This is a genomic window from Stenotrophomonas sp. GW821-FHT01H02A, from assembly GCF_059422145.1.
The window spans coordinates 350,626-365,130 of sequence record NZ_JBWKWI010000004.1 but is presented as its reverse complement, the minus strand read 5'-3'; the positions used below and the strand labels follow the sequence as shown (position 1 = coordinate 365,130).

Below are 14,505 nucleotides of genomic sequence, written 5' to 3'. Positions count from 1 at the left end.
CTTGTTGCCGTCGCTGCGGGTGGGTGTTCACCGGGGTGAAGACCGCGTCGCAGCGAGGGAGCGAATACTAAAGACTTCTGAAAATTCGTCAAGCGTTTTCGTCGATCTTTTTCATCAATACGTCATCCATGCGTGCTGCTCATCGACAAGCGCGGCAGCACGCGCGTTGCGCGTGCTGCCGCAGGCTTGCTAACAATGCATCTCTTGTCATCAGGAATGCATGCGATGTCGGCGGTTGGCAAACGTTCGTTGTGGCGCGATCTCTCCCTGCCTGCGGTGATGGCAGGCTTCATTACCGTGTTGGTGGGCTTCGCCAGTTCGGCGGTGATCGTGTTCCAGGCCGCGCGCGCGGTCGGCGCAGATCAGGCGCAGATCGCTTCGTGGATGTGGGCGCTGGGCCTTGGCATGGGCGTGACCTGCGTGGGTCTGTCACTGCGCTATCGGATGCCGGTGGTCACTGCCTGGTCCACGCCGGGTGCGGCGATGCTCGTGGTCGGTGCGGGCGCGGTCGGCTACAGCGATGCGATCGGCGCATTCGTCCTTGCCGCCGTGCTCGGCATGTTGGCCGGCTTCTCGGGCATCTTCGCCAAGCTGATGAAGCGGGTGCCGATGGCCCTTGCCGCCGGCATGCTCGCCGGTGTCCTGCTGCGCTTTGGATTGGATGTGTTCGTTTCGATGGGCACGCAACTCGGCATGGCACTGGCGATGTTCGCCACCTGGCTGATCGGTCGACGTGTGTTCCCGCGTTATGCGGTGATCGCCACCCTGCTCGTCGGTGTCATGGTCGCGGCCGCTCAGGGCCTGCTTCATATGGAAGCAGTGCGACTGGAACTGGCCACGCCGGTGTTCACCTGGCCGACACTGTCGTGGTCGGCGGTGTTCGGCATCGCCCTGCCGCTGTTCGTCGTCACCATGGCCTCGCAGAACATTCCGGGCGTCGCGGTGATCCGTGCCTCCGGCTACGACACACCGGTGTCGCCGGTGATCGGCTGGATCGGCGTGGTCAACACGCTGTTGGCCCCCTTCGGTGCTTACGGGCTCAACCTGGCCGCGATCACCGCCGCGATCTGCATGGGGCGCGAAGCACACGAGGATCCAGCGCGGCGTTACACCGCTGCCGCCGCCGCAGGCGCCTTCTATATCCTGATCGGACTGTTCGGGGCGACGGTGGCCGCGGTATTTGCCGCCTTTCCCAAGGAACTGGTGGCCTGCGTGGCCGGCATCGCGCTGTTCGGCACGATCGCCAACAGCCTGGCCACGGCGCTGCGCGAGGAGGCCGACCGCGAGGCGGCGTTGGTGACGTTCCTGGTCACCGCTTCGGGCCTGTCGCTGGCCGGGATCGGCTCGGCGTTCTGGGGCCTGGTGGCCGGCGGCATCTGCCTGGCGGTACTGCGACCGCGCCCGGCATGATCCTGAGGGGGCAGCGCGCTGGACGCCCTGCCCGCTGTGCAGCTCATTGAAGCGGCAACACCCGGAACGTCTGGGTCAGGGTATGGCTGGCCCCCGGGGCCAGGGTCACCACGTCCGGGCCGGCATTGGCCGCCTCCAGGCACACGTAGTTGCGCCAGCCAGCGCCGACATCCGGCATCTTGCCGGCACCGGCCTCCCCCGGGTTCCACGCCACCAGTGAGCGGCTGCCGGTCGTGGTGATCTCGATGCGGCGCTTCAGGCCCGGATCCTTGAGCAGGTAGCGGCCACCGGCCTGGGTATAAATGCGGTCGCTGCGGCCCGGATCGCGCGGGTCACGCAGGCTCCACTCGCCCTGCTGCAGGCGGGGAGCGCCGTAGTTCTCGAACTTGTCCAGGTAGGACAGGCCGTCCAGCCCGTCCACGCTCACCTGCATCGCATCGCTGACGTGGAAGTAGTTGTGCAGCGCCTGGGTGAAGGCAACCGGTTGGCGGCCGGTGTTCTCCGTGATCAGGCGCTGTTCCAGCGTCCGGCCGACCCGCAGTTCCATGCGCAGGCGAAGATCGAGGTTCTCGAGCACCGGCGGCGCCAGGGTCAGGACCACGCTGCCGTCGGCCTCGCGGCGGGCCTGCTGCAGCGTCCATGGCAGGTTGCGGACGAAGCCGTGCGAAGGCACCTCATTGCCCTGCCCCTGCCGGCCAAAGTACGGCCAGCACACGGGGGTACCGCCGCGGATCGGGGTCGGCAATGGCTGGGCACTGGGCGAGAGCCACATGACGTCCTGCCCGCCCTTGGGCACATAGGACAGCAGCTGGCCTCCGAACACGCTGATCGCGGCAGTGGCGAACGGGGTCTCCACTTTCCATGCGGGGAAGCCCTGGACCTCGGCCAGGCTGAGCCCGGGCACCTTGGGCAGGGCAGCGCGCGGCCCGGCCGGGGACTGGACGTACTGGGCGTGGTTGGGCGGCAGGGTGAACACGGTGGATGCGGGCATGGTGGGTGTTGAAGAAGGAGGGGCACCGCGCAGGGCGGTAAGGATGCGCTGGCCGGCTCGGCCGTCGGCGGGGGTCCAGCCCAGGCGCTGCTGTTCGGCCTGGATGGCGCGGCGGGTCGCGGTCCCGATCATGCCGTCGGCGCTGCCGATGGCGTGGCCGCGGGCCAGCAGCAGGGTCTGCAATTCACGGCGTTCGGTACGGCCGATGCCGGGATCGTCGGTCGGCCAGGCGGCCACGATGCCCGGACCACCGCGCAGGCGATCGGCCAGGGTGGCGATCGCCAGCGCGTAGCTCTCGGCGGCGTTGTACGCGTAGATCGCGTCGTAGTTGCGGAACACCAGCCAGGCCGGGCCCTTGGCACCGGTGGGGAGCAGCAGTGCGGCAGTGCTGTCGGCGGGCAGGCCAGCCGGGGCCAGCGCCCCGCCGGCCACCGGGACGATACCCAGCGCGCGCCAGTCGGTCAGCGGCTTGCGCTGGGTGCGGCCGGCCAGGCCGGCGTTGAAGCCGGCCGGAACCTTCACTTCCATGCCCCACGGCTGCCCGGTGCGCCACCCGGCCTTCTTCAGGTAGTTGGCCGTGGACGCCAGCGCGTCGGGGATCGAGGCAACCAGATCGCGACGGCCGTCGCCGTCTCCATCCACCGCGATGCGCGCATAGGTGGAGGGCATGAACTGGGTATGGCCAAACGCGCCGGCCCACGACCCGGTCAGGCCTTCGGCACGCAGGTCTCCGGCGTCGATCAGCTTGAGCAGGGCCAGCAGTTCGCCGCGGAAGAACGGTTGGCGGCGCCCTTCGCAGGACAGCGTGGCCAGCGACTGCAGCAGCGGGCGCTTGCCGAACACGCGGCCGTAATCGCTCTCCACACCCCACACCGCGACGATGGTGGCGGCATCGACACCGTACTCGGCCGAAACGCGGGCCAGCAGATCACGGTGCTCGACCAGACGGGCGCGCCCATCCTCGACCCGCTGGCTATCCACCAGGGCGGCCAGGTAATCCCACAACGGGGTGGTGAACTCGGGCTGCGCGTCCAGCAGCGGCAGCACGCTGGGATCCGGGACCAGCCCGGCAGTGAGCACGTCGAAACGCTCGGCACTGATCCCCTGCCTGCCGGCCTGTGCCTTGAGCGTGGCCAGGCAGCTGGAGAACGGATCCGGTGCGGCCACCGCCAACGACGGCGCGCCGAGCCACAGCCCGGCCAACAACAGGGGCGACCATCGCATTGGCGGGAATCCTTGCAGCCAGTGGACCTGCATCATAGCGGCAATGCCGCCCAGGTCAGGCCGGCTGCAGCAGGCGCAGGCCGAAGGCAGGATCGGTGGCATTCCAGTGGGCGGTCACGCGCAGGCCCGCGGCAGCGGCCATCGTCGTGAACACGGCGTCGGTGTACTTGTGGCTGTACTCGACGGTCATCGCTTCGCCTTCGGCGAACTCGAAGCTCTGCCCATCCACCTGCACGCGCTGGTCGCGCTGGCTGACCAGTTCGGTTTCGATGCGCAGGCGCGGCACGCTGTAGCGGGCGCGATGGCGGAAACCATCCAGATCGAAATCGCTGCCGATATCGCGGTTGAGCCGACGCAGCAGATTGAGGGTGAAGTCGGCAGTGACGCCCGCAGCATCGTTGTAGGCGGCCTCGATCAGCCCTGCATCCTTGTGCAGGTCGATGCCGATCAGGGCCATGCCGTCCGGCCCCATGGTCTGGCGCATCGCCTTCAACAGCGCGATGGCGTCATCATGCGCGAAGTTGCCCAGGGTCGAGCCGGGGAAGAACACCAGGTGGCGTGCCGGCTCGCGCTGCGGCGTTGGCAACTGCACCGGCTGGGTGAAATCCGCACAGACCGGCAGCATTTCGATATCCGGCAGCAACGGGGCCAGCCGGGTGATGCTGTCCAGCAGCGCCGCACGGGAGATCTCGATCGGGGTATAGGCGACCGGGTCACGCAGCGCGTGCAGCAGCAGTTCGGTCTTGCGCCCGCTGCCGCTGCCCAGCTCCACCACGTGCAGGCGGGGACCGACTACCTTGCCGATGTCGCGTGCGCAGTCCTGCAGCAGCTGCAGCTCAGTGCGGGTCGGGTAGTACTCCGGCTGCTGGGTGATCTGCTCGAACAGCGCCGAGCCATGCGCATCGTAGAAGTACTTGGAGGGCAGCTGCCGCGGCGTGGCGGAGAGGCCACGGAGGATGTCGGCGGTGATCTGGTCGCGATCCGGCTGCAGATCGGTCAGCGCCTCGAGTGCATCGCGGACCGAACTCATGCCGCGTCCCTGGCCAGGCGCAGGCCGGCGAACTGCCACCGGGCCGATGGTGCGAAGAAATTGCGGTAGCTGGCGCGCAGGTGATCGGCCGGCGTGGCGCAGCTGCCCCCGCGCAACACCCACTGCCCGCACATGAACTTGCCGTTGTACTCGCCGAGGTTGCCGGGGAACGTGCGGAAGCCGGGATACGGTCCGTAGGCGCTGCTGGTCCATTCCCAGACATCGCCGAACAACTGGACGATGTCGCCGTCCTCTTCCGCCCCACCAGGGTGGAGCTGATCGGTACCGGCAAAGCGGCCACGCAGCGGGCGGCCGGCGGTGGCCGCTTCCCACTCGAACTCGGTGGGCAGGCGGGCCTCCTGCCAGCGCGCGTAGGCGTCGGCTTCGAAGTAACTGAGATGGCAGACGGGCGCGTGGGGATCGAGCGGGCGCCAGCCCCCCAGGGTGAACTCACGCTCCAGTGCATCATCCCAATACAGCGGATGCTGCCAATGCTGGTCCTGGCACAGCGTCCAGCCTTCGCTCATCCACCAGCGCGGCTCGCGGTAGCCACCGGCCTGCACGAACCGCCGGTACTCCTCATTGCTGACCGGGCGGTTGGCCAGCGCATGCGCCGGGACCAACGCGCGGTGTACCGGCGATTCGTTGTCGTAGGCGAATGTCGGCTGGGTGGGCCAGACCGGCGCGCCGATCTCCACGATCTGCTCGGGACTGCCAAGCCACCGCAGCGGCAGCGCACGGGCCGGTGCCACCGCAAGATCCTCGCGGTAGGCCGGCTGCAGCGGGTTGGACCAGAATGCGTGCTTGATATCGGTCAGCAGCAGCTCCTGGTGCTGCTGCTCGTGATGCAGGCCGAGCAGCAACTGGTGCTGGGCCTGTTCGCTGAGACTGCCGGCCTGCAGGGCGGTGATCACGCGCTGGTCGATCTCGGCGCGGAAATGCAGCACCCGCTCCAGCGACGGGCGCGAGAGCAGACCGCGCTGCGGACGCGCATGCGCCGGGCCGATGCTCTGGTAATAGCTGTTGAACAGGTAGTGCCAGTCCGCATCGATCGGAGCGTAACCGGGCCGGGTGGCCAGCACGAAGCGCTCGAAGAACCAGGTGGTGTGGGCCAGATGCCATTTGGCCGGGCTGGCGTCGGCCATGCTCTGCACCATGGCGTCCTCGGCGCTCAGCGGGGCGGCCAGCGCGACCGTGCGGGCGCGCACGCCAGCGTAGCGGGCAGCCAGCGACGACGGCGGGGCGGCGGTGAGCAGTGGTGCGGAAGCAACGGCGGTATTCATCGCGATCAGGATCGACCAGCCGGGGTGAGTGCCACGTCATGGCACGGCATCGGTCTGGTGACAGCGCTCAAGTTGAATACGCACGGGCCGCTATCGGGGGAGACTCCCTGCCTGTGTTGTCCGGTTTGCACGCTGCAACCACGGCGCGCCGGCCCACCACGTGGACCCCTTCTTGCGGACGCACCTGCTACGCCAGCCCAGCCACTATCTGTTCGTGCTGCCTGCCGTGCTGGTGGCCGTGGGGCTGTGGGGCGCCACGCCGGCGGCGGAGGTCGGCAATCCCGTGCACCGCCTGCTGCCGCTGGTGCTGGCCTGCCTGGGCATCGGCCTGGCGTTGATCTACGCCCGCGTGCGTGCGGTGTGCCTGATGCTGGCGATCGCACTGGCGTTCGCGCTCCTGCACGGCGTGGTCGGCGCCTTCCTGCGCGAGGGCATAATTTCGGTGCACACCCCGCTGATCTTCCATGCGGTGTCGTGGTGGCTGCCGCTGCTGTTCCTGGTGCATGGGCTGTGGCCCGAGCGCGGGCGGCTGCGCCAGGATCTGTTGCTGCGCGGCGTGGTCACCGGCATGGCACTGGGGATTTTCCTGCTGCTGGCCGCGCAGGGCCCGGATGGCATGCAGGCGCTGTTGTCGGACCGGCACCTGACGTGGCTGCCGAGCGGCTGGAATGCGCTGGCCCAGCTGCCGGCGCTGCTGTTCGCGGTGGCAACGGTCGCGCTGGCGGTGCAGGCCTGGCACCAGCCGAGGCCGCTGCACACGGCCCTGCTGATCGCCCTGCTCTGCCTGTGGTGGATGCTGCCGCGGGTGTTCATCTCACCGGCGCTGCTGCCTGCGGTCAGCTGCATGGCGCTGTTGCTGGTCGCTTCGGCGATGCTGCAGGAGGCTTTCCACATGGCCTTCCGCGACGAACTGACCGGTCTGCCGGGCCGGCGCGCGTTCAATGAATGCCTGCAGCGGGTGGGCGCCACCTACACGATCGCCATGGTGGACGTGGATCATTTCAAGCGCTTCAACGATACCCATGGCCACGATGCCGGCGATGACGTGCTCAAGCTGGTGGCCGCACGCTTGGCCGACGTGGGCGGCGGTGGCCGTGCGTTCCGCTACGGCGGCGAGGAATTCGTGCTGGTATTCCTGGATCGCGCTGCCCCGGCCTGTGTGGCGGCGGTGGAAGAGGTCCGCGCGACGATCGAGGGGGTGCGGATGCATCTGCGCGACCGGGCCGCGCGCAGCCGCGACGATGCCGTGGGGCAGCTGCAGCGCGGACGCGGTGGCAGCGGCGCGGTGGTACAGGTGACGGTGAGCATCGGCGTGGCCGACAGCCGGGTGGCCGACAGCCCGCAGGCGGTGATCAAGGCGGCCGACCAGGCCCTGTATGCCGCCAAGGACGCCGGCCGCAACTGCGTACGCGCGCATGGCCAGCAGGGCGCCGTGCCGGTGCGCACGGCCGCGCTGGCTCAGGGCAGCGCGTCGAGATAGAACCAGCGCCCGTCGTCGCGCACGAAGCGGCTGTGCTCGCGCATTTTGACCGCACTGCCGCCGCCGACCCTGTAGCGGGCCAGAAAAAGGACCTGGGCATGGTCCGGGTCGGACTGCGTATGGCCCTGGATCGTCAGCCCCAGCCATTGGGTGCGTTGACCGGGTGCTTCGTCCAACGACAGTGCGTCCGGGCGCGTGGATGGATGCCAGGTGGCCAACAGGTAGTCGGCCAGGTGGCGCACGTAAGCGCTGTAGCGCGAGCGCATCAGCGATTCGGCGTCCGGGGCGGGCGTACCGGCATGGTAGCGGCCGCAGCAGGCGCTGTAAGCCAGTGGGCGGCCGCAGGGACAGGGATCGGAGTTGGCAGTGGTCATGGGGGTATTGTCGCGCGATGAGCGGGCGTATGCTGGCGCGCCTTCTGCCGCGATGTGCCACCGTGCTTGAGCTGGTTCCCCCTGAGCTGTTGTGGTTGGTGGCGATCGCCTTCATCGCCGGCCTGGTCGATGCCGCGGTCGGCGGCGGCGGGCTGGTGCAGTTGCCCGGGTTGTTCACCGTCCTGCCGCAGCACACGCCGGCGATGCTGTTCGGCACCAACAAGTTCAGTTCGATGTTCGGCACGGCGGCCGCGGCATTCCGCTATGCGCGCAATGTGCGCTTCCCGTGGCGGCCGGTGCTGTTCGCGGCGGGCACGGCCTTCGTGTTCTCGTTCGCCGGGGCCACCGCGGTCAGCCTGCTGCCCAAGGATGCGGTGCGCCCGCTGGTGCTGGTGCTGCTGGTGGCGATGCTCGGCTACACGCTGTGGAAGAAGGACTTCGGTGCCCTGCACCGCCCGCGCGAGATCGGCCGCAAGGAACTGGTGACGGCGCTGGCGATCGGTGCGGTGATCGGATTCTACGACGGCTTCTTCGGGCCGGGCACCGGCAGCTTCCTGATCTTCCTGTTCGTGCGTTTCTTCGGCCTGGACTTCCTGCGTGCGTCGGCTGCCTCCAAGGTGGTGAACCTGGCGACCAACGTCGCGGCGATCTCGTTCTTCGTGCCGACCGGCAACATCCTCTGGCTGTTCGCGCTGCCGATGGCCGCGGCCAACATCATCGGCTCGGTGGTCGGCACGCGGATGGCGCTGCGTGGCGGCACGCCCTTCATCCGCAAGCTGTTCGTCGGTCTGGTGGTGGTCCTGATCGCCCGGATGGGCTGGGATACCTTCGCCGGTTAGCAGGACGGGCCAGCCCTGGGGCTGACCCGCCGGTTGCTCAGCGCTTGAGCTTGGCCGGCTTCGTTGCGGCGGCCTTGGGTGAGGCTTTGCTGGCCGCTTTGCTGGCGGCTTTCTTTGCCGGCGCCTTGGCCGCGGTCTTCTTCGGGCGCGAGGCCGATACCGGTGCGTCCAGCGCCGCTGTGGCGGCGTCGGGCTGCTCGGCGTGCGGTTCGGCGACCACCGCGTCGGCAGTCGCTTCGGGCACCTCGACCACGTCCGGCGCTGCGAGCACGGCCGCTGCCGTCACCGGCGCCACCGCGGCCTCCCCGCCGGCACGGGCACGCTCGGGCAGCTTCAGGCGCTTGCCTTCGTCGTCGTACTCGATCAGCAGCACGCCGGAATCGTGTCGACCGCTGATCTCCACGAAGCAGGCACCCCCGATGAACGGCTCCAGCGTCATCACCGACTTCAGCGGGGTGGCCACGACCATCTGGAACCCGAAGTTGTCGAAGATGTTCATCGCCAGCGCGGTGAACTCGTTGTCGGCCTTGTCGAAGGCTTCATCGAGCACCACCGCCGCGTAACTGGGCAGCTGGCCGTCGGCGCCACCGAGCTGGTAACGCAGCGCGGCCGCCAGGCAGGTAGTGGCCAGCTTCTGGCGCTGGCCGCCGGATTTGCCCGCGCCGCTGCGGTAGATCTCGACCTGCTGGCGGGTGGCCGCATCAAGCTCGACGCCGACGAACTCCACATGCAGGCGCACGTCCAGTACCAGCTCGCGCCAGCGCTTGTCCTCGCCTTCCTGCGAGCCGAGCTTGGCGACCAGCTCACGCAGCACCGCGAACTGCGCTTCGGCCAGTTCGCGCTGCTCGGTCTGCTGCTGGGACAGCACGTCGCGCAGGCGCTGGTGGAAATCCAGTACCTCGGGCAGGCGACGGTCGGTCAGTTCGATGGTCAACAGGGTGCCGCGGTTGAACGGCACCTGCTCCAGCGAAGCATTGACCTCGTCCAGACGCTGGGCGATCGACTTGCGCGCCTCGGCGGTGTGCCGCTGCAAGGCGAGCAGGTTGTTCTTGCTCTGGCTCTGCAGCAGATCGAAGAAGCGTGCCTCGTGCTGCGGCAGGCCATCGTTCTCCAGCCGCTGCAGGCGGGCCAGGAAATCCTCCGCGCTGGACAGGCTGACGGTGAAGTCGCCGCTGTCTTCCGGCCAGGCCTGGCAGTAACGGCGGAAGCAGCCGAGCAGCAGGTTCTCCAACCGGTTGTGCTCGGCCTGGGAACCGCCGAGCTGCTCGTTGAGGGTGTTGCTGATCTGCCGGAAGTGGGCTTCCAGGTTTTCCAGACTGAGCACGCCAAGGGCATTCAGGCGCTCGCCCAGGCCCTGTTGCTGCAGGGGCGTCACCACACGCTTGGCCAGCGGCACGCATTGCTCGTGCAACCGCTCCAGGCGTTCGTGTTCGCGGCCGAGCTGGCCGCGCTCCACGCGCACGTCTTCGTAGGTGCGCTTGGCCTGGGCCACATCGGCGCGGGTCTTTTCGATCTGTTCGCCCAGCTTGCGCAGGTCGGCATTGCCTTCGCGCAGGTCGTGCAGGGCCTGGGCGATGTCGTCCAGACGCTGCAACGGTGCGGCGACATCGATCTCGTCCCAGCCCAGCGTGCACAGCTGATGGCAGGCCAGGCGGGCCTTGCCGTCCTGTTCGCGCTGCGCACGCAGGCCGGCCACGTCGCTGTCGCAGGCGGCGATGCGCTGCGCCAGTTCGATGGCTTCGCGCTCGTACAGGTCCAGTTTGTCGCGGTTGTTGAAGCCGAGCAGCCAACGGCGACGGTCGCTGATGTTGTGCCGATCGTCCTTCTCGAAGCGCTCGCCCGGGTGCTTGACCTGGCCTTCCTTGGTGATGCCGCGATCGGTATCGCGCAGGTGGCGCGCATCCACGCATTCGTAGTCGAAGCGCTTGCCCAGCTCGCGGCGCAGCCAGGCGGCGTAGCCGTGCTCGCGCAGCACCAGCTTGTGCAGCAGCGAACGGGCGCCCGGTTCACGGCCATGCAGCGCATCGTCGTTGCGGCGCACACGGTAGTAGACCAGGCGGGTACCCAGGTGGGTCTGGTTGATCCACTCCGAGACCTGGGCATGGTGGCGCTCATCGACCAGCAGCGACTGGGCGAAGCCGTGCAGCACGCGTTCGATGGCGCCCTGCCACGCGGCGTCTTCGTCGCGGACCTGCAGCAGCTCGCCGACGAACGGCAGCGCCGCCTCGGGAATGCCGGTATCGCTGCTCAGGCGCGCGCGCAGCTGCTGCATCGGCGCGGGGATACTGGACGGGGTGCGCTTGAGCGCTTCCAGTTCCGAGCGGACCTCGGCGAAGCGGCGTTCGTCATCGCGCTTGCCGCCCATGCGCTCGGCGATGGCTTCGTCCAGTTCGGCCGCGGCCCGCTGGCCATCGTCCAGGCGCGCCTGCGCGCGGGCCAGTTGTTCGGCGAAGCCGTGCGCGGTCTCGGCCAGGGTTTCGCCGAGCTCGCGGCTGGCGTGGTTGGCCTGGCTGCGCTTGGCCAGGCGGCGGTCGCGTTCCTGGGCCACACGGCCCTGTTCGCGCTCCAGCTCTTCGATGCGCTCGCCGCCCTGCTGGCGACGCTGCGCCTCCAGCTCGGCGAGGTGGCTTTCATGATTCTCCAGCGCGCTGCGGCGCTGGCCTTCTTCACCGGACAGACCGCGGTCGCGGGTATCCAGTTCCAGCAGGCGGGCTTCCAGCAGGGCCAGGCGGCGCTGCTCACGCACGCCGTCGATGCCCAGCTTCATCTCGTCCAGGTCCTCGCGCTGGCGGCGCAGTGCCTGCAGATCGGCGTAGTGGCCGCGTGCCGGCAGCAGGGTTTCGACCTGGCGGCGCGCGGTGACCACGGCCTGGTGGGCCCCATCGAGTTCGGCGAAATCGTCGACCAGGCGCTCGGCCGCATCGAAGGTGCGCGGCGCATCCAGCATGAAGTCGCGCAGGAACACGTTCAGATCGCCGAGGTTCTTCGCCGACTGGGTCTTGTGCAGCAGGCGCAGCGCCATCTCGTTCTCGATCCCGAGCACGTGGCGGAACCGTTCGGCATAGCTGGCGAAGCTGTCGAAGTGATGCACATCGCCCAGGCGCTGCTTGAGCCTGCGCAGGTCAAGGTCGAAGCCGCCGAGGTCGCGCGCGATGTCGAAACTGCGCTCGGCGACCATGTAGTGCTTGCGCACATCGGCCGCGGCCGCGCCGTTGCCGGCGATCCAGAACAGGCGCACCAGGCTGACGATGCGGCCGTCATTGCTGCGGTATTCCAGCACCAGCGCGGTCCAGGTGGCGCCCTTGCGCAGGTACTGGGTGGCGATCTCGCCGGTGCCGCTGTCCTGCTGGTCGGCCCAGGCGCCACGCACGTAGGAAACCAGGTTGCGGTCGCGGCCGCTGCGTTCGGCTTCACGCGCGGCGGCGTTGAAATCGACCATGGCCGGCGGCACCAGCAGCGCGGACATCGCATCGAGCAGGGTCGACTTGCCCGAGCCGGAGCGGCCAACGAACAGGAAGCCGCGTTCGGCGATCGGCACTTCGGTGAGGCCGGAGAAGGTGCCCCAGTTGTGGACCTGCAGGCGGCGCATGCGGAACTGCTGCGCGCGCGGGTCGGGCTGGTCGCCGGGGAACAGGGCGGGTGCGGGAATGTGGACGGTCATGGCAGGGCTAGCAATCCAGGCAGGGCAGCGGCGCGCGGGCGCGCGCTCAGGCGTCGAGGTCGGCCGGCGCTTCGCGCAGGCGGCGGTACACCTGGGCCAGGGCGGCGACATCTTCGGCGGAGAACATCAGTTTCAGTGCCGGCGAGACTTCATGGCGCGCATCGTCACCGCCGAGGCGGGTGAGGATGTGGTTGTCCTTCATCTTCTGCACGGCACTGGCGACGCGGCGGTTGAAGCCGGCGCGGTCGGTGGACAGATGGCGCTCGTACACGGCCAGTGCTTCGGCCAGCTCGCCATCTTCGACCACCGCGCGCACGCCGCGCGCATCGGCTTCGGCCAGCTGCTGGCGCAGGTGCAGCAGCAGCACCGAGTCGATGAAGGTCAGCGGCGAGGTGCGCAGCAGCACCGGCGCATCGATATCTTCGGTATCGGCCTGGCGGGTGAAGGCCACCCCGCTCTCGCGGTCCAGCACCAGCTCCAGGAACAGGTCCGAGAGCGCCGAGCGGATCGCCGCTTCACTGCGGATCAGCGCCGGCCACAGCTTGGCGTGCCGCAGCTGGTCGATGCTCGGGCCGATCAGCAGCTGGCACAGCGCGCGGCGACCATCCAGCGGCAGCCGGCCGGTGTCGCCCATGTAGAAGACGTCATTGCTGCGCCGCAGGACCGGCGTCACCACGACCGGTTCGTCGTCGTGCTCGTCGGCGCCGCCGTCGATCGGGGTGTCGGTGGATTGTTCATGCCAGCTCATGGCGTTTCTCCTGGGTGAACCAGATCAGCGGAATGCGGGCGCGACGCCAGTGGCCATCGCCGCCGCGCCATTGCGCGATCTCCTGTTGATCGATGGCGACCTCGCCATGGCGGGTGCCGAGGGAGAGGTAACCGATGATGCTGCCAAGCCCCTGAGGGGCCTCGCGGTGGTCGAGCACCTGCGCAATCGACAGTCGCGGCTGCTCGCCGAGCAGATCGTGCAGGTCGCGGCGCAGGGTGCGGAAGTCGATTTCCGAAGCGGCGACGAGATCGCCGACGCTCTCCAGCGAGATCGCAGCGGTGTCGTTGCGCTGGACGCTGCCATCGACCTGCGCCTGGCGCGGGTCGTGCAGTTTCCATTGCGACAGCGAGCGCAGGCGGCTGGTGGTCAGCTGCAGGTCGCGGCCGATGCTGCGCTGGGCCGGGATATGGTCGCGCAGGCCAAGCGCCTCGCCCTGGGCCTGCTTGAGCAGCTGGTTGAGACGGCGCTGTTCCAGGTAGCCGCGGCTCTGCACGAAGCCACGCAGGCTGCGCGCGAAGTGCTGCAGCACATCGTGGACCTGGCTGCCGCGCTCCAGCATGGTGGTGGTGAAGCCGCGCAGGAAGGTGCGTTCGGTGCGGTCCAGCTTGCGGGCGAAGCCACGGGCGAGCACGGTCTCCAGCGCGGCGTCGAGCTGGGCGCTCTGTTCGGCATCGTTGAGCAGGCGCCAGAACGCGTCGAAGCTGCGCCCGGCGTCGCTGTCGCCGATCACGTCCACGCCTTCGAACAGCTTGGACAGCACGTCGCCGCGCTCGCCTTCGTCATCGATGATGCGTTCGCGGAATTCGCGGTTGAGACGTTCGAAGTCGTCACGCACGCGACGGAAATCTTCAGTCAGTTCGTCGGCCAGGCCGATGATCTGACGGGTCCGTTCCAGCGCGCGCTTGCCATCCAGCGAAGACACCTTGCCGCCGCTGACGCGGGCGATCTCGGCATCGATGCGGTCGCGCTCGTCGCGCAGCGCGGACAGGCGCGCATCCGGGTTGGATTCGGTCAGCGCGGCCAGCTGCGAGAGCTGCTCGATCACCAGTGCCAGCCGGCTCTCGGTGGCGGCAGCGCGCGCCTGCTCCAGGCTGTCGGCGAAACGGATCGCCTGCGCGGCCTGGGTGGACAGTTCGTACTGCTCCTGGTCGGCGCCTTCAGGCAGGCGGCGTTCCAGCCAGCCCTGGGCCAGCCAGTGGGCGATGTAGGCCTGCGCGGTGCGCGGCAGCTCGCGCGAAAGCTCATCGGCCTTGAGATCGTCCAGCGCGCGCTGCAGGCGTTCGTGCAGCACCGCGGTGGACAGGGTGCGCTCGTCCTGCATCAGCAGGCTCTGCAGCAGGCCGATGATCTCCGGCGCGTGATCGGCCGCCAGCAGCTTCCACTGCGACTGTTCGCGCAGGTGGCGGTAACGGGTAATGCGCTCGCGATGCTTCATTCGAGACCG

At 68.7% G+C, this 14,505-nt stretch carries 11 protein-coding genes; 4 read left to right on the top strand and 7 right to left on the bottom strand.

Annotated features, from left to right (window positions below; genetic code table 11):
* Together AC07WC_RS08930 and AC07WC_RS08925 are read left to right on the top strand one after the other, a co-directional pair.
* A partial coding sequence (locus AC07WC_RS08930) for a hypothetical protein (RefSeq protein WP_495209682.1) occupies window positions 1-193 on the top strand: 193 nt, incomplete at its 5' end.
* A 23-nt stretch (window positions 194-216) separates the two neighbouring features.
* Window positions 217-1,410, top strand: a complete 1,194-nt coding sequence (locus tag AC07WC_RS08925) for a benzoate/H(+) symporter BenE family transporter (protein WP_495209681.1) — start codon at window positions 217-219, stop codon at window positions 1,408-1,410.
* Between the two features lie 43 nt (window positions 1,411-1,453).
* Here the strand turns inward: AC07WC_RS08925 and AC07WC_RS08920 are convergent, their stop codons facing one another.
* Genes AC07WC_RS08920 through egtB form a run of 3 tightly spaced genes read right to left on the bottom strand, consistent with a single transcriptional unit; the run spans window position 1,454 to window position 5,938 of the window.
* Window positions 1,454-3,625 (bottom strand): lytic murein transglycosylase, encoded by a 2,172-nt coding sequence (locus tag AC07WC_RS08920; protein ID WP_495209680.1) that lies wholly within the window; start codon window positions 3,623-3,625, stop codon window positions 1,454-1,456.
* 55 nt (window positions 3,626-3,680) lie between these two features.
* Window positions 3,681-4,655 (bottom strand): L-histidine N(alpha)-methyltransferase, encoded by a 975-nt coding sequence (gene egtD, locus AC07WC_RS08915; protein ID WP_495209679.1) that lies wholly within the window; start codon window positions 4,653-4,655, stop codon window positions 3,681-3,683.
* A complete protein-coding gene (gene egtB, locus AC07WC_RS08910; RefSeq protein ID WP_495209678.1) occupies window positions 4,652-5,938 on the bottom strand; it encodes an ergothioneine biosynthesis protein EgtB in 1,287 nt (428 codons plus the stop codon). Before egtB ends, egtD begins: the two co-directional genes overlap by 4 nt.
* Window positions 5,939-6,110: 172 nt before the next feature.
* Here egtB and AC07WC_RS08905 point away from each other — a divergent pair, with 172 nt between their 5' ends.
* Window positions 6,111-7,418 carry a GGDEF domain-containing protein gene (locus AC07WC_RS08905; RefSeq protein WP_495209677.1) on the top strand — a complete coding sequence of 436 codons (1,308 nt, stop codon included), beginning with the start codon at window positions 6,111-6,113 and terminating at the stop codon, window positions 7,416-7,418.
* On the opposite strand, the gene AC07WC_RS08900 is transcribed toward AC07WC_RS08905, so the two are convergent.
* The gene (locus AC07WC_RS08900; RefSeq protein ID WP_495209676.1) at window positions 7,397-7,792 is read right to left on the bottom strand and encodes a YchJ family metal-binding protein; all 396 of its coding nucleotides are present in this window, start codon (window positions 7,790-7,792) and stop codon (window positions 7,397-7,399) included. The two genes, AC07WC_RS08905 and AC07WC_RS08900, sit on opposite strands and share 22 nt — an antisense overlap.
* A 62-nt stretch (window positions 7,793-7,854) precedes the next feature.
* On the opposite strand from AC07WC_RS08900, the gene AC07WC_RS08895 reads away from it, so the two are divergent.
* Window positions 7,855-8,631, top strand: coding sequence for a sulfite exporter TauE/SafE family protein (locus tag AC07WC_RS08895; protein ID WP_070474219.1), 777 nt, complete (start codon window positions 7,855-7,857; stop codon window positions 8,629-8,631).
* A gap of 37 nt (window positions 8,632-8,668) precedes the next feature.
* On the opposite strand, the gene AC07WC_RS08890 is transcribed toward AC07WC_RS08895, so the two are convergent.
* Genes AC07WC_RS08890 through AC07WC_RS08880 form a run of 3 tightly spaced genes read right to left on the bottom strand, consistent with a single transcriptional unit; the run spans window position 8,669 to window position 14,496 of the window.
* Window positions 8,669-12,292, bottom strand: a complete 3,624-nt coding sequence (locus AC07WC_RS08890; protein WP_495209675.1) for an ATP-binding protein — start codon at window positions 12,290-12,292, stop codon at window positions 8,669-8,671.
* A 46-nt stretch (window positions 12,293-12,338) separates the two neighbouring features.
* Complete coding sequence (locus AC07WC_RS08885) at window positions 12,339-13,040, bottom strand: DUF4194 domain-containing protein (protein ID WP_019183980.1); 702 nt, start codon at window positions 13,038-13,040, stop codon at window positions 12,339-12,341.
* A complete protein-coding gene (locus AC07WC_RS08880) occupies window positions 13,027-14,496 on the bottom strand; it encodes a DUF3375 domain-containing protein (protein ID WP_495209674.1) in 1,470 nt (489 codons plus the stop codon). The genes AC07WC_RS08885 and AC07WC_RS08880 overlap by 14 nt, the downstream gene beginning before the upstream one ends.
* Between the last annotated feature and the right edge of the window lie 9 nt (window positions 14,497-14,505).

Excerpts from the sequence above, each read along its gene's own strand:
- AC07WC_RS08925 (WP_495209681.1), top strand. The coding sequence starts at position 217 with ATGCATGCGATGTCGGCGGTTGGCAAACGTTCGTTGTGGCGCGATCTC.
- AC07WC_RS08920 (WP_495209680.1), bottom strand. The coding sequence starts at position 3,625 with ATGCGATGGTCGCCCCTGTTGTTGGCCGGGCTGTGGCTCGGCGCGCCG.
- egtD (WP_495209679.1), bottom strand. The coding sequence starts at position 4,655 with ATGAGTTCGGTCCGCGATGCACTCGAGGCGCTGACCGATCTGCAGCCG.
- egtB (WP_495209678.1), bottom strand. The coding sequence starts at position 5,938 with ATGAATACCGCCGTTGCTTCCGCACCACTGCTCACCGCCGCCCCGCCG.
- AC07WC_RS08900 (WP_495209676.1), bottom strand. The coding sequence starts at position 7,792 with ATGACCACTGCCAACTCCGATCCCTGTCCCTGCGGCCGCCCACTGGCT.
- AC07WC_RS08890 (WP_495209675.1), bottom strand. The coding sequence starts at position 12,292 with ATGACCGTCCACATTCCCGCACCCGCCCTGTTCCCCGGCGACCAGCCC.
- AC07WC_RS08885 (WP_019183980.1), bottom strand. The coding sequence starts at position 13,040 with ATGAGCTGGCATGAACAATCCACCGACACCCCGATCGACGGCGGCGCC.
- AC07WC_RS08880 (WP_495209674.1), bottom strand. The coding sequence starts at position 14,496 with ATGAAGCATCGCGAGCGCATTACCCGTTACCGCCACCTGCGCGAACAG.